Origin of the sequence: Pseudooceanicola marinus, assembly GCF_020177265.1 — a bacterium.
GTDB lineage: Bacteria > Pseudomonadota > Alphaproteobacteria > Rhodobacterales > Rhodobacteraceae > Pseudooceanicola > Pseudooceanicola marinus_A.
Genome location: NZ_JAIVMC010000005.1, coordinates 128,289 through 149,510, shown reverse-complemented (window position 1 = coordinate 149,510; position 21,222 = coordinate 128,289). Strand labels below are relative to the sequence as shown.

General features: G+C 67.7%; 20 protein-coding genes and 1 tRNA gene. 9 read left to right on the top strand and 12 right to left on the bottom strand.

Features of this window, described 5'->3' with window-relative positions; translation table 11 throughout:
- Positions 1-170: 170 nt before the first annotated feature.
- From pcaF to LC066_RS09780, 3 genes are all read right to left on the bottom strand, one after another.
- Positions 171-1,367, bottom strand: a complete 1,197-nt coding sequence (pcaF, locus tag LC066_RS09790) for a 3-oxoadipyl-CoA thiolase (protein WP_224898344.1) — start codon at positions 1,365-1,367, stop codon at positions 171-173.
- Between the two features lie 180 nt (positions 1,368-1,547).
- Complete coding sequence (locus tag LC066_RS09785) at positions 1,548-2,222, bottom strand: 3-oxoacid CoA-transferase subunit B (RefSeq protein ID WP_224898343.1); 675 nt, start codon at positions 2,220-2,222, stop codon at positions 1,548-1,550.
- Positions 2,209-2,922: a 3-oxoacid CoA-transferase subunit A gene (locus LC066_RS09780; protein ID WP_224898341.1), complete on the bottom strand. Its 714-nt coding sequence runs from the start codon at positions 2,920-2,922 to the stop codon at positions 2,209-2,211. The genes LC066_RS09785 and LC066_RS09780 overlap by 14 nt, the downstream gene beginning before the upstream one ends.
- Before the next feature lie 117 nt (positions 2,923-3,039).
- Between LC066_RS09780 and LC066_RS09775 the strand changes: the two genes are divergently transcribed.
- Complete coding sequence (locus LC066_RS09775) at positions 3,040-3,801, top strand: IclR family transcriptional regulator C-terminal domain-containing protein (RefSeq protein ID WP_224898339.1); 762 nt, start codon at positions 3,040-3,042, stop codon at positions 3,799-3,801.
- Positions 3,802-3,843: 42 nt separating this feature from the next.
- On the opposite strand, the gene LC066_RS09770 is transcribed toward LC066_RS09775, so the two are convergent.
- Entirely contained in the window at positions 3,844-4,311 is a 468-nt protein-coding gene (locus LC066_RS09770) for an Lrp/AsnC family transcriptional regulator (protein ID WP_222475684.1), read from the bottom strand.
- Between the two features lie 148 nt (positions 4,312-4,459).
- Here LC066_RS09770 and putA point away from each other — a divergent pair, with 148 nt between their 5' ends.
- Positions 4,460-7,903 carry a bifunctional proline dehydrogenase/L-glutamate gamma-semialdehyde dehydrogenase PutA gene (gene putA, locus LC066_RS09765; protein ID WP_224898336.1) on the top strand — a complete coding sequence of 1,148 codons (3,444 nt, stop codon included), beginning with the start codon at positions 4,460-4,462 and terminating at the stop codon, positions 7,901-7,903.
- A 93-nt stretch (positions 7,904-7,996) separates the two neighbouring features.
- Here the strand turns inward: putA and LC066_RS09760 are convergent, their stop codons facing one another.
- Both LC066_RS09760 and LC066_RS09755 read right to left on the bottom strand, forming a co-directional pair.
- A complete protein-coding gene (locus LC066_RS09760; protein WP_224898334.1) occupies positions 7,997-8,440 on the bottom strand; it encodes a GNAT family N-acetyltransferase in 444 nt (147 codons plus the stop codon).
- A 55-nt stretch (positions 8,441-8,495) separates the two neighbouring features.
- Positions 8,496-9,086 carry an HD family hydrolase gene (locus LC066_RS09755; RefSeq protein WP_224898332.1) on the bottom strand — a complete coding sequence of 197 codons (591 nt, stop codon included), beginning with the start codon at positions 9,084-9,086 and terminating at the stop codon, positions 8,496-8,498.
- 356 nt (positions 9,087-9,442) lie between these two features.
- Between LC066_RS09755 and ahcY the strand changes: the two genes are divergently transcribed.
- Both ahcY and LC066_RS09745 read left to right on the top strand, forming a co-directional pair.
- Positions 9,443-10,834, top strand: coding sequence for an adenosylhomocysteinase (gene ahcY / locus LC066_RS09750; protein ID WP_224898331.1), 1,392 nt, complete (start codon positions 9,443-9,445; stop codon positions 10,832-10,834).
- A gap of 121 nt (positions 10,835-10,955) precedes the next feature.
- Positions 10,956-11,327 carry a hypothetical protein gene (locus LC066_RS09745; protein WP_224898329.1) on the top strand — a complete coding sequence of 124 codons (372 nt, stop codon included), beginning with the start codon at positions 10,956-10,958 and terminating at the stop codon, positions 11,325-11,327.
- Positions 11,328-11,418: 91 nt separating this feature from the next.
- Here the strand turns inward: LC066_RS09745 and LC066_RS09740 are convergent, their stop codons facing one another.
- Both LC066_RS09740 and LC066_RS09735 read right to left on the bottom strand, forming a co-directional pair.
- Positions 11,419-12,960 carry an alanine/glycine:cation symporter family protein gene (locus LC066_RS09740; RefSeq protein WP_224898327.1) on the bottom strand — a complete coding sequence of 514 codons (1,542 nt, stop codon included), beginning with the start codon at positions 12,958-12,960 and terminating at the stop codon, positions 11,419-11,421.
- 10 nt (positions 12,961-12,970) lie between these two features.
- The gene (locus LC066_RS09735; RefSeq protein ID WP_222475664.1) at positions 12,971-13,408 is read right to left on the bottom strand and encodes a universal stress protein; all 438 of its coding nucleotides are present in this window, start codon (positions 13,406-13,408) and stop codon (positions 12,971-12,973) included.
- A 254-nt stretch (positions 13,409-13,662) separates the two neighbouring features.
- Between LC066_RS09735 and LC066_RS09730 the strand changes: the two genes are divergently transcribed.
- Positions 13,663-14,004: a DUF2853 family protein gene (locus LC066_RS09730; protein ID WP_085888929.1), complete on the top strand. Its 342-nt coding sequence runs from the start codon at positions 13,663-13,665 to the stop codon at positions 14,002-14,004.
- A 254-nt stretch (positions 14,005-14,258) separates the two neighbouring features.
- On the opposite strand, the gene LC066_RS09725 is transcribed toward LC066_RS09730, so the two are convergent.
- The 4 genes from LC066_RS09725 to tsaD are packed head-to-tail and all read right to left on the bottom strand — an operon-like array spanning position 14,259 to position 17,027.
- Positions 14,259-14,681 (bottom strand): EVE domain-containing protein, encoded by a 423-nt coding sequence (locus LC066_RS09725; protein ID WP_222475662.1) that lies wholly within the window; start codon positions 14,679-14,681, stop codon positions 14,259-14,261.
- Positions 14,681-14,956 carry a YciI family protein gene (locus LC066_RS09720; protein WP_224898325.1) on the bottom strand — a complete coding sequence of 92 codons (276 nt, stop codon included), beginning with the start codon at positions 14,954-14,956 and terminating at the stop codon, positions 14,681-14,683. The genes LC066_RS09725 and LC066_RS09720 overlap by 1 nt, the downstream gene beginning before the upstream one ends.
- A complete protein-coding gene (locus tag LC066_RS09715) occupies positions 14,953-15,939 on the bottom strand; it encodes an NAD(P)H-dependent glycerol-3-phosphate dehydrogenase (RefSeq protein ID WP_224898323.1) in 987 nt (328 codons plus the stop codon). Before LC066_RS09715 ends, LC066_RS09720 begins: the two co-directional genes overlap by 4 nt.
- On the bottom strand, positions 15,936-17,027 hold the full coding sequence (gene tsaD, locus LC066_RS09710) for a tRNA (adenosine(37)-N6)-threonylcarbamoyltransferase complex transferase subunit TsaD (RefSeq protein ID WP_224898321.1): 1,092 nt from the start codon (positions 17,025-17,027) through the stop codon (positions 15,936-15,938). The genes LC066_RS09715 and tsaD overlap by 4 nt, the downstream gene beginning before the upstream one ends.
- Before the next feature lie 88 nt (positions 17,028-17,115).
- On the opposite strand from tsaD, the gene LC066_RS09705 reads away from it, so the two are divergent.
- From LC066_RS09705 to LC066_RS09690, 4 genes are all read left to right on the top strand, one after another.
- The gene (locus tag LC066_RS09705; RefSeq protein ID WP_224898320.1) at positions 17,116-17,832 is read left to right on the top strand and encodes a uroporphyrinogen-III synthase; all 717 of its coding nucleotides are present in this window, start codon (positions 17,116-17,118) and stop codon (positions 17,830-17,832) included.
- A 64-nt stretch (positions 17,833-17,896) separates the two neighbouring features.
- Positions 17,897-19,240, top strand: coding sequence for a COG4223 family protein (locus LC066_RS09700; protein ID WP_224898318.1), 1,344 nt, complete (start codon positions 17,897-17,899; stop codon positions 19,238-19,240).
- Between the two features lie 10 nt (positions 19,241-19,250).
- Positions 19,251-20,807 (top strand): heme biosynthesis protein HemY, encoded by a 1,557-nt coding sequence (locus LC066_RS09695; RefSeq protein ID WP_224898316.1) that lies wholly within the window; start codon positions 19,251-19,253, stop codon positions 20,805-20,807.
- A gap of 100 nt (positions 20,808-20,907) precedes the next feature.
- A tRNA-Thr gene (locus tag LC066_RS09690) sits at positions 20,908-20,983 on the top strand.
- The last annotated feature ends 239 nt before the right edge of the window (positions 20,984-21,222 follow it).

Below are 21,222 nucleotides of genomic sequence, written 5' to 3'. Positions count from 1 at the left end.
GGTCGGCATGTCGGGAAAGACCAGAAACGAAGAGAAGGGCAGACGATTGCGACGCTTCACGCGCTGCCCGCGACATGGCGCGGCGATGCGGCATAGGCGGGACGAAAAACGGCGCCCCCGGGATGAGGGCGCCGCAAGTCATTGATAGTTATGGCCTATCGCGTGATAGCTCAGACGGCCTCAAGCGCCACGGCAATGCCCTGGCCGACGCCGATGCACATGGTCGACAGGGACTTCTCGCCCGACTTCAGCTGCAGCGCGGCGGTGCCGGTGATGCGCGCGCCGGACATGCCCAGGGGGTGGCCCAGGGCGATGGCGCCGCCGTTGGGGTTCACCCGCGGGTCGTCATCGGCAATGCCCAGATCGCGCAGCGTGGCGAGGCCCTGGGAGGCGAAGGCCTCGTTCAGCTCGATCACGGCGAAGTCTTCCTGGGCAAGACCCAGACGCGCCATCAGCTTCTTCGAGGCGGGCGCGGGGCCGAAGCCCATGATCCGCGGCGGCACGCCGGCGGTGGCGCCGCCCAGCACGCGAGCGATCGGGGTCAGCCCGTGTTTCTTCGCCGCCTCGGCGGAGGCCAGGATAAGACCCGCCGCGCCGTCGTTGACGCCCGAGGCATTGCCCGCCGTCACCGTGCCGCCTTCGCGGAAGGGCGTCGGCAGCTTGGCCAGCTTTTCCAGCGTGGAGGCGCGGGGGTGTTCGTCGGTGTCGAAGATCAGGTCGTCCTGCTTGCGACGCTTGATCGTGACCGGCACGATTTCCTGCGCCAGGCGACCATTGGCGATGGCGGCGGCGGCCTTTTCCTGGCTGTTCAGGGCGAACTTGTCCTGGTCTTCGCGGGAGATGTTGAAGTCCTCGGCGACGTTCTCGCCGGTTTCGGGCATCGATTCCACGCCGTACTGCTTCTTCATCAGCGGGTTGACGAAGCGCCAGCCGATGGTGGTGTCGTAGACCGCGTTGTTGCGCGAGAACGCGGTTTCGGCCTTGGGCATCACGAAGGGCGCGCGGGACATGCTTTCCACGCCGCCGGCGATCATCAGGTCGGCCTCACCGGCCTTGATGGCACGGGCGGCGGTGATGATGGCGTCCATGCCGGACCCGCAGAGGCGGTTCATGGTGGTGCCGGTGACATTGACCGGCAGGCCTGCCAGCAGCGCCGACATGCGGGCCACGTTGCGGTTGTCCTCGCCGGCCTGGTTGGCGCAGCCGAAGATCACGTCGTCGACGGCTTCCCAGTCGACGGAGGTGTTCCGCTCCATCAGGGCCTTTAGCGGCAGGGCGGCCAGATCATCGGCCCGGACGGTGGCCAGCGTGCCGCCGAAACGGCCGATGGGGGTGCGGATGTAGTCGCAGATGTAGACTTCGGTCATGTGATCCTCCTCGGGCCCTGTCGACCCGTTTCAACTGGTCCGCCCGGCGGCACGCCGGGCAGCCCCCGACCTCCCCCCAGGGAGGGGGCTATCGCCCCCTCCCGAGGTCGGGCGCTGCCCTTCGTTCCGAAGCGGCGCCCATGGGTCTTTCGTTGGGCGGGGGCCACCCCGCCCCGGTTGTCAAAGCTCGGGCACCACCAGATCGGCCACGTCGCCCTCGGTGTGCAGCGGCGCGCCGGTGACGGCCTGCAGATCGTCCATGGACATCCCGGCCAGCTTCTCGCGCAGGACGAAATGGCCATCCACGATGTCCACCACCGCCAGCGAGGTATAGACGCGGGTCACGCAGCCCACCCCGGTCAGCGGGAAGGTGCAGGCATCGACCAGCTTCGGGTCGCCCTTCTTGGTGACGTGGTCGGTCAGCACGGCCACGCGTTTCGCGCCATGCACCAGGTCCATCGCGCCGCCCACGGCCGGAACACCCTTGTTGCCGACGCGCCAATTGGCCAGGTCGCCGTTCTGCGCCACCTGCAACGCGCCCAGTATGGCCACGTCCAGATGCCCGCCGCGCACCATGCCGAAGCTGTCGGCGTGGTGGAAGAAGGACGCGCCGGGTTTCAGCGTCACGGCCTTCTTGCCGGCGTTGATCAGGTCCCAGTCCTCGGTGCCCGGCTCGGGCGCAGGGCCGAAGCCCAGCAGGCCGTTTTCCGTGTGGAAGACCGGCGTGCGGCCCTCGACGGTGTATTGCGCCACCATCTCGGGGAAGCCGATGCCGAGGTTGACGTAGGCGCCATCCTCGATGTCCTGCGCCGCGCGCCAGGCGATCTGGGCGTTGGAAAGCTTAAGCTCGCTCATATTCAACTCCTGCGCGGATAAGGGCCTCTTCCTGCTGCGGATCGGCCACCTCGACGACGTGATCGACGAAGATGCCGGGGGTATGGACCTGCTCGGGGTCGATGCCGCCGGGCTCCACAACCTTGGTGGCCTGTACGATGGTCGTCGTCGCCGCCGCGGCCATCAGCGGGGAGAAGTTCCGCGCCGCCATGCGGTAGGTCAGGTTGCCGAAATGATCGGCCAGCTCGGCCTTGATCAGGGCGAAATCGGCCTTCAGCCAGCGTTCCTGCACGTAGTGCTTGCCGTCGAATTCGGCGGTCGGCTTGCCCTCTGCAAGCTCGGTGCCATAGCTCGCCGGGGTATAGAAGGCGGGGATCCCCGTGCCTCCGGCGCGGATCCGCTCGGCCAGGGTGCCCTGGGGCACCAGCTCCAGCTCGATCTCACCGGCCATGTAGCGGTCGGTGAAGGCGCGCGGATCGCTCGACTTGGGGAAGGAGCAGATCATCTTCTTCACCATGCCGGCGTCGATCATCGCCGCGATGCCGATCTTGCCGTTGCCGGCGTTGTTGTTGATGACGGTCAGGTCCTTGGGGCCGGCGTCGATCAGGGCGTGGATCAGCTCGATCGGGTTTCCCGATCCGCCGAAGCCGCCGATCATCACCGTGGCGCCATCCTTGATCCCGGAAACGGCCTCTTCCAGGCCGGGGAGTCTCTTGTCCATGCGGATCCTCCTTTGCTGAGGCGAGTCATACGCCCCGACAGGGATCGACGTCCACGGGGTTTGTGCGTTATGCTCCCTTTGTACGGATAGCGCACAAAAGACCCGACAGGAGGCTCCATGGCCCTGAACCAACGCGACATGATCTCTGGCCTCGCGAAGGGGCTGCGGGTGATCGAGGGGTTCACCGCCGACCACCCGCGCCAGTCGATCAGCGACGTGGCGGAGGCGACAGGGCTGGATCGCGCCACCGCGCGGCGCTGCCTGCTGACCCTGACGGAGCTGGGATATGCCGCCCATGACGGCAAGTATTTCACCCTGACGCCCCGGGTCCTGCGTCTGGGCACCGCCTGCCTGGCCACCCGGCCCCTGGCTCAGATGGTGCAGCCCTGGCTGGATCAGCTGTCGGAGGAGCTGGGCGAAAGCTCTTCCGTCTCGGTGCTGGACGAGGGCGAGGTGGTCTATGTGGCCCGCGCCGCACAGCGCAAGGTGATGTCCATCGCCCTGATGCCCGGATCGCGCCTGCCGGCCTATTGCACCTCGATGGGGCGTGTCCTGCTGGCCGCCCTGCCCGAGGCGGAGGCCCGCGCCCGTCTGGACGCGATGAACCTCGCGCCGCGCACGCCGCTGACCCAGACCGACCCGGAGGCGCTGATGGCGCGGCTCGGGCAGGTTCGGGCGCAGGGCTATGAGGTCATCGATCAGGAGGTGGAGATCGGCCTGCGCTCCATCGCCGTGCCGATCGTGGACGCCCACTGCCGCACCGTCGCCGCCCTGAACCTGGGCCTGCCGGTGCGCGACATGCCCGTCGACGACATCCCCACCCGCTACCTGCCCGCCCTGCACCGCCTCCAGGCCGAGTTGAAACGCGTGCTGCGCTAGGGGTAGTATTTTCAAAGAGAAGAGGTGAGGCCGGTCAGCCCCTCACAACGCCGGGCTGCTGCCTTCGACCACCGCTTCCATCGACACGAAGGTGGTGGTGGAGGTGACATGCGGCAGGGTGCTGACTTCTTCACCCATGACGCGGCGGTAATCGGCCATGTCGTGGGAACGCACCTTCAGCAGGTAGTCGAATCCCCCTGCAATCATGTAGCATTCCTCTATCTCGGGCACGCGGCGCACGGCCGCGTTGAAGGCTTCCAGCGCCGCGGGGCGGGTATCGTCCAGGCGCACCTCGACGAAGCTGACATGGGTCAGGCCCAGTTTCCGGGGCGACAAGGTGGCGCGGTAGCCGGTGATGACACCGCTGTCTTCCAGCGCCTTCAGACGGGCCGCAACAGGGGTTTTCGACAAACCAACCTTGCGCGCCAGCTCCGCCACCGGGATGCGGGCATTTCCGGTGAGTTCACGCAGGATCTTTCGATCCGTCGAATCCAGGTTTGATGTGCGCATCGCCTGCCAATACCTCGAAGAAAAGTTCTATCGCCGCCATCATGGCATATCTTTGGGCGAAAGGACTATCGCGAAGTCGATACAACAGCCCTGACCCGGGACGTGCCCGGCGACCGCCCGCCAGGGGGATCACAGAAGGGAGACGACCATGCAGGACCAGACCGCAACGCCGCGTTTCGACGCCCTCGAAGGGGTGGCCAAGCATACCGCCGAAGCGCCGCTGATCGCCGCCCTCGCTGCCGAGGCCGATCTGAGCGAGCAGGCCCGGGCGATGATCTCTCACCGCGCTGCCGACTTGGTGCGCAAGATCCGCACGACGCAGAAACCCACCCTGATGGAGCATTTCCTGGGGGAATACGGGCTGTCCACCCGCGAGGGCGTGGCGCTGATGTGCCTGGCGGAGGCGATGCTGCGGGTGCCGGACCGGCTGACCATCGACGCGCTGATCGAGGACAAGATCGCCCCCAGCGACTGGTCCGCCCACATGGGCCGGGCGTCCTCGCCGCTGGTCAATGCCTCCACCTGGGCGCTGATGCTGACCGGGCGCGTCCTGGATGACGAGGGTCCCCGCATGGCGGCCACCCTGCGCGGCGCCGTGAAACGCCTGGGCGAGCCGGTGATCCGGACCGCCGTGGGCCGCGCCATGCGCGAGATGGGCCGCCAGTTCGTGCTGGGCCAGACCATCGAGAAGGCCATGGACCGCGCCCAGACCCGCGAGGAGCAGGGGTTCACCTACAGCTATGACATGCTGGGCGAGGCCGCGATGACCTCTGCCGATGCGGCGCGCTATGCCCGGGAATATTCCGACGCCATCGACGCCATCGCCAAGGCCTGCACCCATGGGTCGGTCGAGGACAACCCCGGCATCTCGATCAAGCTGTCGGCCCTGCACCCCCGCTATGAGGTCGCCAACGAGGAACGCGTCATGGCCGAGCTGGTGCCCGTGGTGCGCGAACTGGCCCGCAAGGCGCGCGCCGCCGGCATGGGCCTGAACATCGACGCCGAGGAACAGGACCGGCTGGTGATCTCCCTGAAGGTGATCGAGGCGGTGATCTGTGACGAGGCCCTGGCGGGCTGGGATGGCTTCGGCGTGGTGGTGCAGGCCTATGGCAAGCGCGCCAGCCAGACCATCGACTGGCTCTACAAGACCGCGACGAAATACGACCGCCGCATCATGGTGCGCCTGGTGAAGGGCGCCTATTGGGACACCGAGATGAAGCTGGCCCAGGTCGAAGGCCTGCCCGACTTCCCCCTCTTCACCTCCAAGGTTGCGACGGACGTCAGCTATATCGCCAACGCCAAGAAGCTGCTGCAGCGCGCCGACCGGATCTATCCACAGTTCGCCACCCATAACGCGCACACCGTTGCGGCCATCCTGGAGATGGCGGGGGACGAGAAGTACGAATTCCAGCGCCTGCATGGCATGGGCGAGCGCCTGCATGACATCGTGATGAAGGGCACCAAGCATCAGGGCGGCCCGGGCCGTTGCCGGATCTACGCCCCCGTGGGGGCGCACAAGGATCTGCTGGCCTACCTGGTCCGGCGCCTGCTGGAAAACGGCGCCAACAGCTCCTTCGTGAACCAGATCGTCGATGAAGAGGTCTCGCCCGAGGAGATCGCCCGGGATCCCTTTGCTGACCTGCCCGAGGCCCATGCCCCGGCGGGGCTGGTCGCGCCGTCCGAGATCTTCGGCGAAGGCCGGGTGAACAGCCGTGGGTTCGACCTGACCGATGCGCGAACCCTCAGCATGATCGAGGCGGCGCGCGATATCACCGTGCCGGACGCCGGGCCGATCACCGTGGGTCCCGCAAGCGGCACCGCGCGCGACGTGCTGAACCCCGCTGACGGCACGGTCGTGGCGCAGGTCACCGAGGCCGACGAGGCCTGCGTGACGGCCGCCATCGACGCGGCCGCGCCCTGGGATGCCACCCCCGAGGAGCGCGCCGAGGTGCTGCGCCGCGCCGCCGATCTCTACGAGGCGAACTTCGGCCCCTTCTTTGCCGTGCTGGCGCGCGAGGCGGGCAAGTCGCTGCTGGATGCGGTGGGCGAGTTGCGCGAGGCCGTGGATTTCCTGCGCTACTACGCGGGCGAGGGCGCCCGGCGCGAGGATGCCGCGCGCGGCATCTTCACCGCGATCAGCCCCTGGAACTTCCCGCTGGCGATCTTCACCGGCCAGATCTCGGCCGCGCTGGCCGCGGGCAACGGGGTTCTGGCGAAACCGGCCGAACAGACCGGGCTGACCGCCGCCATGGCCGTGCGCCTGCTGCATGAGGCCGGGGTGCCGGCCTCCGCGCTGCAACTGCTGCCCGGCGACGGCCGCGTGGGTGCCATGCTGACCGGGTCCGGGAAGGTGCAGGGCGTGGCCTTCACCGGCTCGACCGAAACGGCGCAGACCATCCGCCGCGCCATGGCCGAGGTGATGGACCCCGGCGCGCCGCTGATCGCGGAAACCGGCGGGCTGAACGCCATGATCGTCGACAGCACCGCCCTGCCCGAACAGGCCGTGCGCGACATCGTTGCCTCCGCGTTCCAGTCGGCCGGCCAGCGGTGTTCCGCCCTGCGCTGCCTCTACGTGCAGGAAGACGTGGCACCCGGCATGATCGAGATGATCCGCGGCGCCATGGACGAGTTGTCGGTGGGCAACCCCTGGTATCTGTCGACCGACGTCGGCCCGGTGATCGACGAGGAGGCCCGGTCCGGCATCGCCGCGTACATCGAGGCCGCCCGCGCCGAGGGCCGGCTGCTGCATGCGCTGGACACGCCCCAGGGTGGCACCTTCATTGCCCCGACCCTGCTGAAGGTCGGCGGCATCGAGGAGATGGAGCGCGAGATCTTCGGTCCCGTCCTGCATGTGGCGACCTTCAAGGGTAAGGACCTGGGCAAGGTGATCGCGCGGATCAACGCCACGGGCTACGGCCTGACCTTCGGCTTGCACACCCGCATCGACACCCGGGTGCAGGAGGTGACGGATGCGATCCATGCCGGCAACCTCTACGTCAACCGCAACCAGATCGGCGCCATCGTCGGGTCCCAGCCTTTCGGCGGCGAGGGGCTGTCGGGCACCGGGCCGAAGGCCGGCGGGCCGAACTACCTCGACCGGTTCCGCGCCGCACCCGCGCCGCAGCATGGCAGCGAGGATGGCCCGGTCAGCGCCGATGCCATCGCGGCGAAGCTGAAGGGCGGTCGCGAGGGTGAGCTGGTCAACGAGGAGCTGCTGCCCGGCCCGACCGGCGAGCTGAACCGTCTGGCTGCCTTCCGCCGTGCGCCGCTGCTGTGCATGGGGCCGGGGGCCGAGGCTGAGGCGGCCCAGGTCGCCGCGGTCGAGGCGCTGGGCGGTCAGGCGCTGGCGGCGGGCGGTGTGCCCGATGCCAAGGCGCTGACCGATCTCGACGGGTTCAGCGGTGCGCTCTGGTGGGGCGACGCGGAGGCGGCGCGTGATTTCGCCCGGGCGCTGGCCGCCCGAAAGGGGCCGATCCTGCCGCTGGTCACCGGCCAGCCGGACCGCGGTCATGCCCTGCACGAACGGCATCTGTGTGTCGACACGACGGCTGCGGGCGGCAATGCCGCCCTGCTCGCCGGCGCTGGGGAATAGGCTCCTGTTCCCTTGCCTGGCGTCCGGGGCGGCACATCCCTTCCTGCCCCGGGCGTCCCTTTTGTCCCAGCGACCTGACAGGGGCGATGGCCCCTAATCCAGGTCGTAGCGTTTCAGCACCTTGTCGACGACACGACCGTCGCCCAGGCGCTTGCCGGTGATCCGCCCGTACTCCTCGAAGCCGCGCGACTGGTAATAGGCCAGGCCGCCCCCGTTGTCGGCGCGGATCTCGGCGTTGATCCAGGCATATCCCGCGGCGCGGGCGGCGGTGGCCGTCGCCTCGAACAGGGCCGATCCGATGCCCAGCCCGGTGCGGCCTCTGCGGGCGAAGGTGGCGATCGTGCCCACTTCCTCGCCCAGTTCGGCGTGCGGTTCAACGTATTGAAAGCCCAGGATCTCGCCCGCGTCATCCTCCGCCACATGCCAGATCGCCCGGTCGGAACGGGTCATCCAGGCCGAAATCTCCGCCCGGGTGACGGGATCGGTCATCGCCGTTGTGCCGCCCGCGCGGATAATCTCGTTCAGCAGTGCGGCCATGGGGCCGCAATCCAGCGCCCCGGCGCGGCGGATATGCGGCCTCTGCCCCATCCCCTCAGATCGCCGCCAGCAGCGCGGCGTGGCGGGCGGTGAATTCGTTGCGCGCCTCGACCGGCGGGCGCAGCACGATGTCCAGCCCCTCGATCACCTCCGGCTTGGGGCGGCCGAAGAAGCGGCTGGCCTCGGCCTCGGTGAAGCCGGCGATCTGCGTGGCCTCCATCCAGGCCGACACCTTGTCGGCCTTCTTGATCCGTTGCTTCAGCCGCACCGGCGTTGCTGCCGGCAGGCCGAAGCGGATGTGAATCGCCGCCGTCAGCCGCTCGTCTAGCTTGCCGTAGTCAGGGCCCACGGCCGCCTTCACCGGGCTGATCATGTCGCCGATGACGTATTCCGGTGCGTCATGCAGCAGCGCCGTCAGCAGCTCGGCCGGCTTGGCCGCAGGCCACATGCGGCGGAACAAGGCCTCCACCAGCAGGGAATGCTCGGCCACGGAATAGGCGAAATCGCCCTTGGTCTGGCCATTCCAGCGGGCGACGAAGGCCAGGCCATGGGCGATGTCCTCGACCTCGATGTCCATCGGGGTCGGGTCCAGCAGATCGAGGCGGCGACCGGAGAGCATCCGTTGCCAGGCGCGGGGAGGTTTCATCGGGAATGTCCTTTCGCGCCCTGATTAGGCCGCCCGGCGGCGGCTGTAAATTCGCCCCTTTGCAAACTGCCGCATTTGCAGGCACCGACCCGCCGAGGGCGCCCCCGAGAGGCCGCTTTGGCAGGCAGTCGTCGGCCCCGTCTGCGCCCTGCTATGCTTTGCTCTGCTCGATATTCTGGCCAGTTCCGTGCGGCCGACTGCACCCCTTTGCCTATGCTGGGCAGAGCTGTGGAAATTAACAACCGATCAAGGCTGCCGACCGTATGAAAGGGGCCTGCGTCGGTCTACCAAGTTGTACCTACCAGCCGCCGGTGCTACCCCTTTGCGCGACCGATCGAACCCTTTTGGAGTGACGGATGACCCAAGACTACATTGTCAAAGACATCGCCCTGGCGGACTACGGCCGCAAGGAACTGGATATTGCCGAAACCGAAATGCCGGGCCTGATGGCGCTGCGCGAAGAGTTCGGCGAGACCAAGCCGCTGAAGGGCGCGCGCATCGCCGGGTCTTTGCACATGACCATCCAGACGGCCTGTCTGATCGAGACGCTGGTCGCCCTGGGCGCAGAGGTCCGCTGGGCCTCGTGCAACATTTTCTCCACCCAGGACCATGCCGCGGCCGTCATCGCCGCCTCGGGCACCCCGGTCTTCGCCGTGAAGGGCGAAACGCTGGAGGAATACTGGGACTACTGCGACAAGATCTTCGCCTTCGAAGACGGCGCCAACATGATCCTCGATGACGGTGGCGATGCCACCATGTACATCCTGATCGGCGCCCGCGTCGAAGCCGGCGAAACCGACCTGATCGAGACGCCGACCTCGGAAGAAGAGGAATACCTCTTCGCGCAGATCAAGAAGCGCATGAAGGAAACCCCCGGCTTCTTCACCAAGCAGAAAGAGCTGATCAAGGGCGTGTCCGAAGAGACCACCACCGGCGTTCACCGCCTGTACGAGCTGTCCAAGGCCGGCCAGCTGCCCTTCCCGGCGATCAACGTCAACGACAGCGTGACCAAGTCGAAGTTCGACAACAAGTACGGCTGCAAGGAATCGCTGGTCGACGGCATCCGCCGCGCCACCGACACCATGATGGCCGGCAAGGTCGCCGTGGTCTGCGGCTATGGTGACGTGGGCAAGGGCTCCGCGGCATCGCTGCAAGGCGCCGGCGCCCGCGTTCTGGTGACCGAAGCCGACCCGATCTGTGCCCTGCAGGCCGCCATGGACGGCTTCCAGGTTGTCCTGCTGGACGAGGTGATCTCGGACGTCGACATCATCATCACCACCACCGGCAACAAGGACATTGTCCGCATCGAGCATATGCGCGCGATGAAGGACATGGCGATCCTCGGCAACATCGGCCACTTCGACAACGAGATCCAGGTTGCCGCGCTGAAGAACCACAAGTGGACCAACATCAAGGAACAGGTGGACATGATCGAGATGCCCTCGGGCAACCGCATCATCCTGCTGTCCGAAGGTCGTCTGCTGAACCTCGGCAACGCCACCGGCCACCCGTCCTTCGTGATGTCCGCCTCCTTCACCAACCAGACGCTCGCCCAGATCGAGCTGTGGACCAAGGGTGAAGAGTACGGCAACGACGTCTATGTCCTGCCCAAGCACCTGGACGAGAAGGTCGCGGCCCTGCACCTGGACAAGGTCGGCGCCAAGCTGACCAAGCTGAGCCCGGAACAGGCCGCCTACATCGGCGTCGGCGTCGAAGGCCCGTTCAAGCCGGAACACTACCGCTACTGATCCCGCGGGGCCGCCCGGCCCCCGGATCCGCATCGGAAACCCCCGTCGAGCGATCGGCGGGGGTTTTCTCATGGCGCCGCCGGTCCCTTGATCGCCACGCCTCCGGGGCCATCTGAGAGGAATGAGACCCCTGCCCCGCCTTGTCCCGCTGATCTGCCTTGCCGCGCTGAGTGCCGGTGCCGCCCTGCCCGCCTGGGCGCAGGGCCTGGGCACGACCGCGGCTGATCGCCTGCGGACCGAGCAGCAGAACCGCCTGCTGACCCGCAGCAATCCCACCCTGGGCCGCATCGACCAGCGCCTGAACCTGCATTTCGACCAGAGCGACGCCATCCGGCGCGGTGACCTGGCCGATCTGGCGGAGATCGAGCGCCGCCGGCGCCTGTTGATGCTGGAGCGGCAGAAGGAGCTGTCGGAGATCGAGACCCCCTCTGCCGCGCCGACGGATGGGCGCGAGGATCGCACCTCGATCTCCGGAGCGCCCGGCGCGCCCTGACCCGACACCCCTGCCCCGCCGACGAAAAAGGCCCCGGTCCTGCGACCGGGGCCTTCGTGTGTCGCCAGGGGCCGTCCAGCCCCGGATCAGATCAGGTGAACTTCTTGATCTCGCCCGACTTCAGCCGTGCCACGTAATGGGCCAGTTCGGCCTTCACGATCGGCATCAGCAGGTAGAGCGCAATGATGTTCACGATCGCCATCGAGAAGAGCATCGCATCGGAGAAGTCGATGACCGGGCCCAGGCTGGCCGCCGCGCCGATGATGATGAACAGACAGAAGATGACCTTGAAGATCACCTCGCTCGCCTTGCTTTCCCCGAAGAGGTAGGTCCAGGCCTTCAGCCCGTAGTAGCTCCAGGAGATCATCGTCGAGAAGGCAAACAGCACCACGGCGATGGCCAACATCACCGGGAACCAGGAGAACGACTGCGCATAGGCGCGGGAGGTCAGCTCCACCCCCGAAACGCCGTCCTCGGTCGAGATCATGCCTGCCGCTTCGTCCCAGACGTACAGGCCGGTGTCGGCATCCACGTTCAGCACGCCGGTGATGACGATGACCAGGGCGGTCATGGTACAGATCACCACGGTGTCAATGAAGGGTTCCAGCAGGGCCACGTAGCCCTCGGTGATGGGCTCCTTCGTCTTCACGGCAGAGTGCGCGATGGCGGCCGAACCGATGCCTGCCTCGTTGGAGAAGGCGGCGCGGCGGAAACCCTGGATCAGCGCGCCGGTGAAGCCACCCGCGACGCCCAGGCCGGTGAAGGCGCCCTGGAAGATCTGGCCGAAGGCCCAGAGGATCATGTCGTAGTTCATGATCAGGATGATCAGCGACACGACGACATAGAAGATCCCCATGAAGGGCACGACCTTCTCGGTGACGCGGGCGATGGATTTGATCCCGCCGACGATGACGATGAAGGTGATGCCGGCCAGGATGACGCCGGTGATCCAGCCCGGGTAGTCGCCGATCACGTTGGACAGCTGCGCATGGGCCTGGTTGGCCTGGAACATGTTGCCGCCACCCAGGGCACCAAGGATGGTGAAGATGCAGAACAGCACCGCCAGGATCTTGCCGCCCGGCAGGCCGCGTTCCTTGAACCCCTTGGTGATGTAGTACATCGGCCCGCCAGAGACGTGGCCGTCCTCGTATTCGTTGCGGTACTTCACGCCCAGCGTACATTCGGTGAATTTCGTCGCCATGCCGAAGAGGCCCGCGATCACCATCCAGAATGTCGCGCCGGGGCCGCCGATGCCCACGGCCACGGCGACGCCGGCGATATTGCCCAGCCCCACGGTGCCCGACAGCGCGGTGGCCAGCGCCTGGAAGTGACTGACCTCGCCGGCGTCATTGGGGTCGGAATAGTCCCCCTTCACCAGCCGGATCGAATGGCCGAAGCCCTTCAGCTGGATGAAGCCGAAATAGAAGGTGAAGATCAGGGCGCCGACCACCAGCCACAGCGCGATCCAGCTGAAGTTGGTGCCGGGCAGGTCGGCGAAGATCAGGCCGACATACCAGCCGGTGTAATCGGCGAAGATGGAGTTGATGGTCTCGTCGATGCCCTGCGCGGCGGCGGGCAACGTGCCGAATAGGAAGGCCGCCAGCGCGGCGGCAAATGTCGTTACGCGGTTCATGGGGGACTCCTCAGGGCACGATGACGGTGGGAACGGGGGCGATCTGGGCCAGGCCCAGAGGCACCGAGCCAAAGACCCGGGCGGAGATCGAGTTCGACCCCGAACGCCCGACGAAGATCATCGCGGCGCTCTTCTGCCGGGCGATCTCGGCGATCAGTTCGACCACCTGGCCATAGCGGATGTCGCCGGTGGCGCTCAGCCCCGCGTCGGAAGCCTTGACTACCGCGGGGTCGATGATGACCGCCTTGGCGCGGGCCAGCTCTTCCTTGCGGCGGGAATGGCGTTCCTCGACCTCCTCGGGCGTGAGGAAGGAATAGGGCGACCATTCGAGAACGTGCACGATATGCAGCGCCGCGTCCTCTTTCTTCGCCCGTTCGATGGCGTACTCCAGCAGTGAGCCGGAGTCGTCGTCGCCCTCGTAGGCCACGACGAAAACTTCCTGTGACATGTCTTGTCTCCCTGTTCCCGGCCCTGTCGTTGTCCTGCAGAGCTGTGTCTGCGGCATGGCGCCACATGGCATCAGGGTGCCCCTGCAGGGCGCGCTTGTCATGAAATATTTGCAAAAAACCGGGGTTGCAGAGGCGTTCGCCCGAAAATTCGTGCGGCCGCATGAAAAAATGGGATTACTTCCGCGTGGATTTGCCGATTAACTTCTTGTTAGGGAACGCATTGGGTGGGCCTGTAATCGAAGAGGGGAAAGAGATGGGCAAACGGGATGAGCTGATCGAGAAATACGCCGAGGATCTGAAGACGAAATGCGGCATGGAGCCGGACATGGACCTGCTGACGAAGGTGACCATCGGCTGCGGTCCGACGATCTACGACGCGGATGCCTCGACCGTCGCCTCCAGCCAGCCGGGGGAGCTGGAGACGGTGAAAAACAACTTTCTGATCAAGAAGTTGGGCCTGTCCGACGGGCCGGAGCTGATGACCGCGATCGACAGCGTGGTGGAGACATACGGCAAGTCGGAGCGCAACAAGTTCCGCGCCGTGATCTATTACATGCTGGTGAAGCATTTCGGCAAGGAATCGGTCTACGGCTAAGCCGTTACATCGCATTCTAATCATTGATCTTTTGTCGTGGTGCGGGATCTCGTGCTAGACCCGTGCCACGGCCAGTACGGCCCGACCAATTCAGAGATCACGTGTGGTGTGTAGGGAGCACGTGGGGTGACGAAGGGGTTGGGCGCTGTCCGACCCCTTCGTTCTTTCCGCATGTCAGGTCCGCCGCGCGACTTTCGCCTCACGCGCGACCGGTCCACCTATCGCGCCCCCGCGACGGCGCCGCCCCGACACCCTCAGTCCGGGTCGGTCTCGCCCAAGGCACAGACGATGCGCCATTCCTCTGCCGTCACCGGCTGGACCGACAGGCGGGAGTTTTTCACCAGCACCATCTCGTCCAGACGGCCGTCGGCCTTGATCTGGTCCAGGGTGACAGGCCGCTGAAAGGGCCGCACTGCCTGGATATCCACGCATTCCCAGCGGGGATCATCCGTCTTGCTGTCGGGATGAGCCTCGGCGATCACCTCGACGATACCCACCACCTGCTTTTCATTCACCGAGTGATAGAAGAAGCCGCGGTCACCGACCTTCATTTCGCGCATGAAATTGCGCGCCTGATAGTTGCGCACGCCGTCCCATTCCTCACCGTCCGTGCCCTTCGCCACCTGGTCGTCCCACCCCCAGGTGTTCGGCTCGGTCTTGAAGAGCCAGTAGCGCATCAGAGACCCACCACCTGCTTGAACCCCTTGATCTCTACGCTGTCGAACAGGCCCGCCTTGGCATAGGGGTCGCCCGCCGCCCAGGCCTCGGCTGCCGCCATGTCCGCCACGTCGAGGATCAGCATCGAGCCGCACATGTTGCCGTCGGCATCCAGCATCGGGCCACCGAAGGTGCCGACGCCGGTTTCCTTCAAATAGGCCAGATGCGCGTCGCGGTTGGCCTTGCGGATTTCCAGCGCGCCGGGCTTGTCATGGGCGATCAGGATAAAGGTCATGGGGTTTCCTCCTTCAGGGGGCGCGCCAGAAGTTGCGCCATGGCAGTTTTCACATCCAGCCGCTGTTCCACAAGGCCGGTGACGACCTCGGTGATCGGCATGTCCCATCCCTCGCGCTGCGCCAGGGCATGGGTGGCCTGGGCGGTGGCGGCGCCTTCGACGGTGACGGCGGGGTCGAAGTCCTCTCCGCGTCCGATGGCGAGGCCGAGGCGGTAGTTGCGCGACCCCTCCGAGGTGCAGGTCAGCGCCAGGTCGCCGAAGCCCGAGAGCCCCGCCAACGTCGCCGGGGAGGCACCTAACGCCTTGGCCATGCGCGACATTTCCGCGTAGCCCCGGGTCATCAACGCGGCCCGCGCGCTGTCGCCCAGCCCGGCACCGATCGCCGCGCCACAGGCGATGGCGATGACGTTCTTCATTGCCCCGCCCAGTTCGGCCCCGGTCACATCGGTGGTGCGGTAGAGGCGCAGGTGCGGTGCCTGCAGCTGTTCCTGAAGCTCTTCGGCGCAATCCGCGGTCTCGCAGGCCAGGGTCAGCGCCGTGGGCAGGCCGCGGGCGATGTCCGCGGCGAAGCTGGGGCCCGTCAGCACGGCCAGCGTCGCCTCGGGCAGGGTCTGGGCCAGCACCTCGCTGGCGCGCAGCCCGGTCGACAGCTCGATCCCCTTGCAGCACAGGACCAGCGTCCGATGCGCCAGCTGATCGGCAAAGCGCGTGGTGACGGCGCGCAGTTGCTGCATCGGCACGGCCAGCAGGACGGGGCCGGAGGCGGGCAGGGCGGTGATGTCGCTGGCGCAGGTCAGCCCGGGGTCCAGCGTCACGCCGGGCAGGCGCGGGCAGGTCCGGTCGGCCTGCATCTGCGCCATGACCTCGGCGTTGCGCCCCCACAGCCAGACCGGCGCATGGGCGGCAAAGGAGGTGGCCAGCGCGGTGCCGAAGGCCCCGGCGCCGAGAACGGAGATGGGGACCGAAATGGGGGCGGAACTCATGCCTTGGCTCCCTTCTTGCCTGACCCCAGGAGGGCGGGCGCGCGTTTGTCCAACGGCCAGCGCGGGCGGGCCGCCAGGGTCATGTCGTCGGTCTCTCCGGCGGCGAACCGCTCCAGCCCGGCGTAGGCGATCATCGCCGCATTGTCGGTACATAGCGCCAGCGGCGGCGCGGTGAAGGCCACGCCCCGTTCGGCGCAAAGCCCGGTCAGGGCCGCGCGGATGGCGCCATTGGCCGCCACGCCGCCCGCCACGGCGATCATCGGCTGTGCGGGCGCCTCGGCCAGGTAGAGATCCAGCGCGCGGGCGGTCTTTTCTCGCAGCACGTCCACCACGGCCTGCTGGAACCCGGCGCAAAGATCGGCACGGTCGCCTTCGCGCAGGGTGTTGTCCTGCATCAGCGCGTCGCGCTCGCGCAGCAGCGCGGTCTTCAGCCCTGAAAAGGACATATCGCAACCGGGCCGGTCCAGCAGCGGTCGGGGGAAGCGGAAGCGTTTCGCGTCCCCGTCCCGCGCCGTGCGTTCGACCGAGGGGCCGCCGGGCTGGGGCAGGGCCAGCAGGCGGGCGGTCTTGTCGAAGGCCTCGCCGGGGGCATCGTCGATGGTGCCGCCCAGCCGGGTGAAGCGGTCGGGGGCGTGGACCAGCAGGAACTGGCAATGCCCGCCGGAGACCAGCAGCATCAGATAGGGGAAGGGCGCGCCATCGGTCAGCCGCGGGGTCAGGGCATGGCCCGCCAGGTGGTTCACCCCGATCAGCGGCTTGCCCGTCGCCGCCGCCAGCCCCTTGGCGCACATGACGCCCGACAGGACGCCCCCGATCAGCCCCGGCCCGGCGGTAACGGCGATGGCATCCACCTCGGCCAGTGTCATGCCGGCCTCCTTCAGCGCGCGGGCGACGCAGCTGTCGATCCGTTCGGCATGGGCGCGGGCGGCGATCTCGGGGACCACACCCCCGAAGGCCGCGTGCAGCTCCGCCTGGCCCTCGACGACCGAGGACAGGACCCGCGCTGCGCCGGGCTGGCCGGTGACCAGCGCCGCGCCGGTGTCGTCGCAGCTGCTTTCGATGCCGAGAAGGGTCAGGGAAGGGGGCATGGCACGTCCGTTGCGAAACCTCTGTGCGGGAGGTAGCACTGGCAGGAGCCGGGAACAATGACGACCACCGTCCCGGGCAGGAGAGCGGATGGCCCCCATCGTGATGATCACACGGCCCGAGCCGGAGGCGACGGCGCTGGCCGCGCAGCTGGCGGGGCAGGGCGCGCGGCTGGTGGTCTCGCCCCTGCAACAGATCCGTTTTCACGCCCTCACCCTGCCCGAAGGCCCGTTCGAGGCGATCTTCACCTCGCGCAACGGGGTGCGGGCCTTGGTCCGTGCCGGGGCCGCGGCCCGCCGCGCCTGGTGCGTGGGTGAGGCCACCGCCCGGGCCGCGCGTGAGGCGGGGATGCAGGCCATGTCTGCCGACGGCGATGCGGAGGCCCTGCTGGCCCTGCTGTTGAAGGAGCGTCCCGCAGGCCCGCTGGTGCATCTGCGCGGCGCGCAGCATCGCGGCGATCTGGTGGGGCGACTGATCGCGGCCGGGCTGCGCGCCGAGGCGGTGGAGGCCTATGCCCAGACGCTCCTTGCCGCCACGTCGGAGGCGCGACAGGCGATGCAGGGGGCGGCGCCGGTCGTCGTGCCGGTCTATTCGCCGGGCGCCGCGCGCCGGTTGGCGGCGGAATGGCAGGGCGGCGCGGCGCTGTTGGTCACCGCCATCAGCGCCGCCGCCGCCGCGCCGCTGCGGGCCATGTCGCCGGCCCGGCTGTCGGTTGCCGCCCGACCAAGCGGCGAAACCATGCTGAACGAGATCACTGGACTTATCGCCGCAGCGCATCAGCTTGAGAACAAAGGGGGCGGCGTCTAAGCTGCCCGTGATGCGCCGTGGTGGGCGCCCAGAATCGAACGCCCAGAAGCGAAGGGGTTGATCATTGGCTCAGACCAGGGACGACGAGACCGAAAAACGCAGCCAGACGGATGCGGAGGCCAGCCAGGAGACGGGCCGGCCAGAGGAAGACGTCGCCACCGGCCCCGCGCCGGAGGGCACCGAGGCGGAACTGACCGCACCGGAGCATGACCCGACGGACAGCGCACCGGAACTGGTCGCGCCCGAACACGACCCCGCCGACGAGGCGACCGCGCTGGTCGCGCCCGAGCATGATCCGCGCGAGGAAGTCGCCGATCCCGCCGCGGCGGTCGCCATTCCCGAGGAAGAGCTGGCCGACCTGGACGAGGAAAGCCCGCTTGCCGCGGGCGACGACCGGCTGCAGGCGGAGGAGACCCCGAACGGTCCTCCCGCCGATACGCCGCCGCCCGCGGCCGAGGCGGAACCGCCCGCCCGCCGTGGGGGCTTCGGCCCGGCCCTGCTGGGGGGCGTGGTCGCCGCCGGCATCGGGTTCGGCGCCGCGATGATCGCCTTCCCGCCTGTCGACATCACCTCGCTGGAACAGACGCAGCGCAGCCAGGCCGACACGTTGTCGGATGTGCAGGCACAGCTGGACGCCGGCCCCGACCTGTCCGCGCTGGATGATGTGACCGCCAGCGTCAGCGACATGGAGGCAAGCTTCGCCGAGCTGCAGCAGAGCGTCGAGAGCACCCGGTCGGACCTGGATGCCCTGGCGGCCCGTGTCGACGAGCTTGAAAAACAGCCCCTGGCCGAAAGCGTCTCTGACGCGGCCATTGCCGCCTACGAGGAGGAGCTGGCCCGCCTGCAACAGGCCATGGAAGACCAGCGCGCCGAGATCCAGGAAATGGTCACCGACAGCCAGCAGATGCGCGAGGACGCCGCCGCCACCGCGCGCGACACCCGCGTCCGTGCGGCCCTGGTGCGCCTGGACGGCGCCCTGGCCGATGGCGGGACCTTCGAGGATCCGCTGAAAACCTTGGCGGAACTGGGCCTGGAGATCCCCGCGCCCCTGGAGGCCAACGCCGCCACCGGCGTGCCCACCCTGGCCCGCCTGCGCGATGATTTCCCCGATGTCGCCCGCGACGCCCTGGCCGCGACCCGCGACGGCAGCCTGGGCGGGTCCTTCAACGATTTCCTGAAGAACCAGCTGGGCGCCCGGTCCCTGACCCCGCAGGAGGGCGAGGATACCGACGCCGTCCTGTCGCGCGCCGAGGCGGCGCTGAAGGACGGTGATCTGCAGACCGTGCTGGTCGAACTGGACGGCCTGCCGGAACCGGCGCTGGCCGCCATGAGCGACTGGATGGACCTGGCACGCACCCGGGCCGAGGCCGTCGCCGCCGCCGAAACGCTGTCCGAACAGACGAATTGAGGAAGAACTGATGCTCTGGTCCCTGGTCAAAATCCTCGTCTTCGTCCTGCTCGTGGGGGCGGCCACCTTTGGCGCCGCCTACCTGCTGGAATTGGACGGCGGGGTGCGCATCGCCTTTGGCGCGATGGAATTCAACCTGACCCCGATCCGCGCGGTCATCGCCCTGCTGCTGCTGGTGCTGGCCATCTGGCTGCTGCTGAAACTGGCCGGGCTGCTGATCGCCCTGCTGAAATTCATCAACGGCGATGAAACCGCCCTCAGCCGCTATTTCGACCGCAACCGCGAACGCAAGGGTTTCAACGCGCTCAGCGACAGCCTTATGGCGCTGGCCTCGGGTGAGGGGCGGCTGGCCATGTCCAAGGCCACCAAGGCCGAAAGGTACCTCGACCGGCCCGATCTGACGACGCTGGTGATCGCCCAGGCGGCCGAGGTCGCGGGCGACAAGCGCCGCGCCGAAGAGGCCTACAAGCGGCTGGTGACCGATGAACGCACCCGCTTCGTCGGCGTGCGCGGTCTGATGAAGCAGAAGCTGGAGGCGGGCGACACCGACAAGGCGATGAAGCTGGCCGAGAAGGCCTTCGCCCTGAAGCCGCAGCACGTCGAGGTGCAGGACACCCTGCTGAAGTTGCAGGCGGCCAACCAGGACTGGTCCGGCGCCCGCGGCACGCTGAAGGCGAAGCTGCGCCATGGCGCCCTGCCGCGCGACGTGCACAAGCGCCGCGATGCGGTGCTGGCCCTCAGCGAGGCGAAGACCGTGCTGGCCGAGGACAGCACCATCGAGATGCGCGAGGCCGCGATCGAGGCCAACCGCCTGTCGCCGGACCTGATCCCTGCCGCCGTCTTTGCTGCCCGCGCCTATGCCGAGCAGGGCAAGCCGAAATACGCCACCCGCGTCCTGAAGAAGGCCTGGGAGGCCCATCCCCATCCCGACCTCGCCGCCGCCTTTGCCGCGCTGCACCCCGAGGAGGATGCCGAGGCCCGGCTGAAGCGGTTCAAGACCCTGACCCGCATCCACCCCGAGCACCGCGAGACCCGGCTGCTGCAGGCTGAGCTGCTGATCGCGGCGGAGGATTTCCCCGCCGCCCGCAAGGCCCTGGGCGATCTGGCAACCGAGAAACCCGATGCCCGCGCGCTGACCATCATGGCGGCGATCGAACGCGGCGAGGGCGCCTCGGACGCCGTGGTGAAGGGCTGGCTGGCACGTGCCGTCTCCGCCCCGCGCGGCCCGCAGTGGACCTGCGAGAACTGCCACCACATCCACGCCGAATGGGTGCCGGTCTGCGAGAACTGCCAGGCCTTCGACACGCTGGCCTGGAAGGACGCGCCGGCGGCCGATTACCAGACGCCCATGTCCAGCGCGATGCTGCCGCTGATCGTCGGCCGGGTGGATGAGGGGGCCGGTGTGCCCGCCGCCGCCCAGGCCGCCACCCCGCCCGAGATGCCGGGCGAGACGGGCACGGCAGAGGCGCCCGACAGCCAGGCGCAGGAGGCCTCCGACGGCATCCCCGAGGCCGAGGTCATCCCGCCCGAGCACAGCCCGGGGGACCCCTCCGGCGATCGCCGCTGAAAGGTCCCGGAAAAGCGCGCACTTTGCGCTTTTCCAACCGCCGCCGGGGTGCTATAGCCCCGGCCCACGAGGCCCCGTTCGCGGGCCCTCCGAGGGAAGTGCCGGTGTAGCTCAGCTGGTAGAGCACGTCATTCGTAATGATGGGGTCGTAGGTTCGAGTCCTATCACCGGCACCACTTCCCACCCTACCCCATTGGTTTCGCGTCAGGTCCTCGTGTGTGTCAGGCGCCGCAGACCATGTCGGAGACCATTTCCTTCATCACGTTCACCTCGCAAGGCCGGAGTTTTCTACGCCAGCCGTCGTGTGCCCTTTGCCCTGAGGCCGCATTGCCCTGCTTCTCCTGTTTGCTCAGGGCCTGCAGTGAACAACGGGCCGGTGAAGCCCGCGCGAAGAAGGCGGCAGATCAGCTCGGGG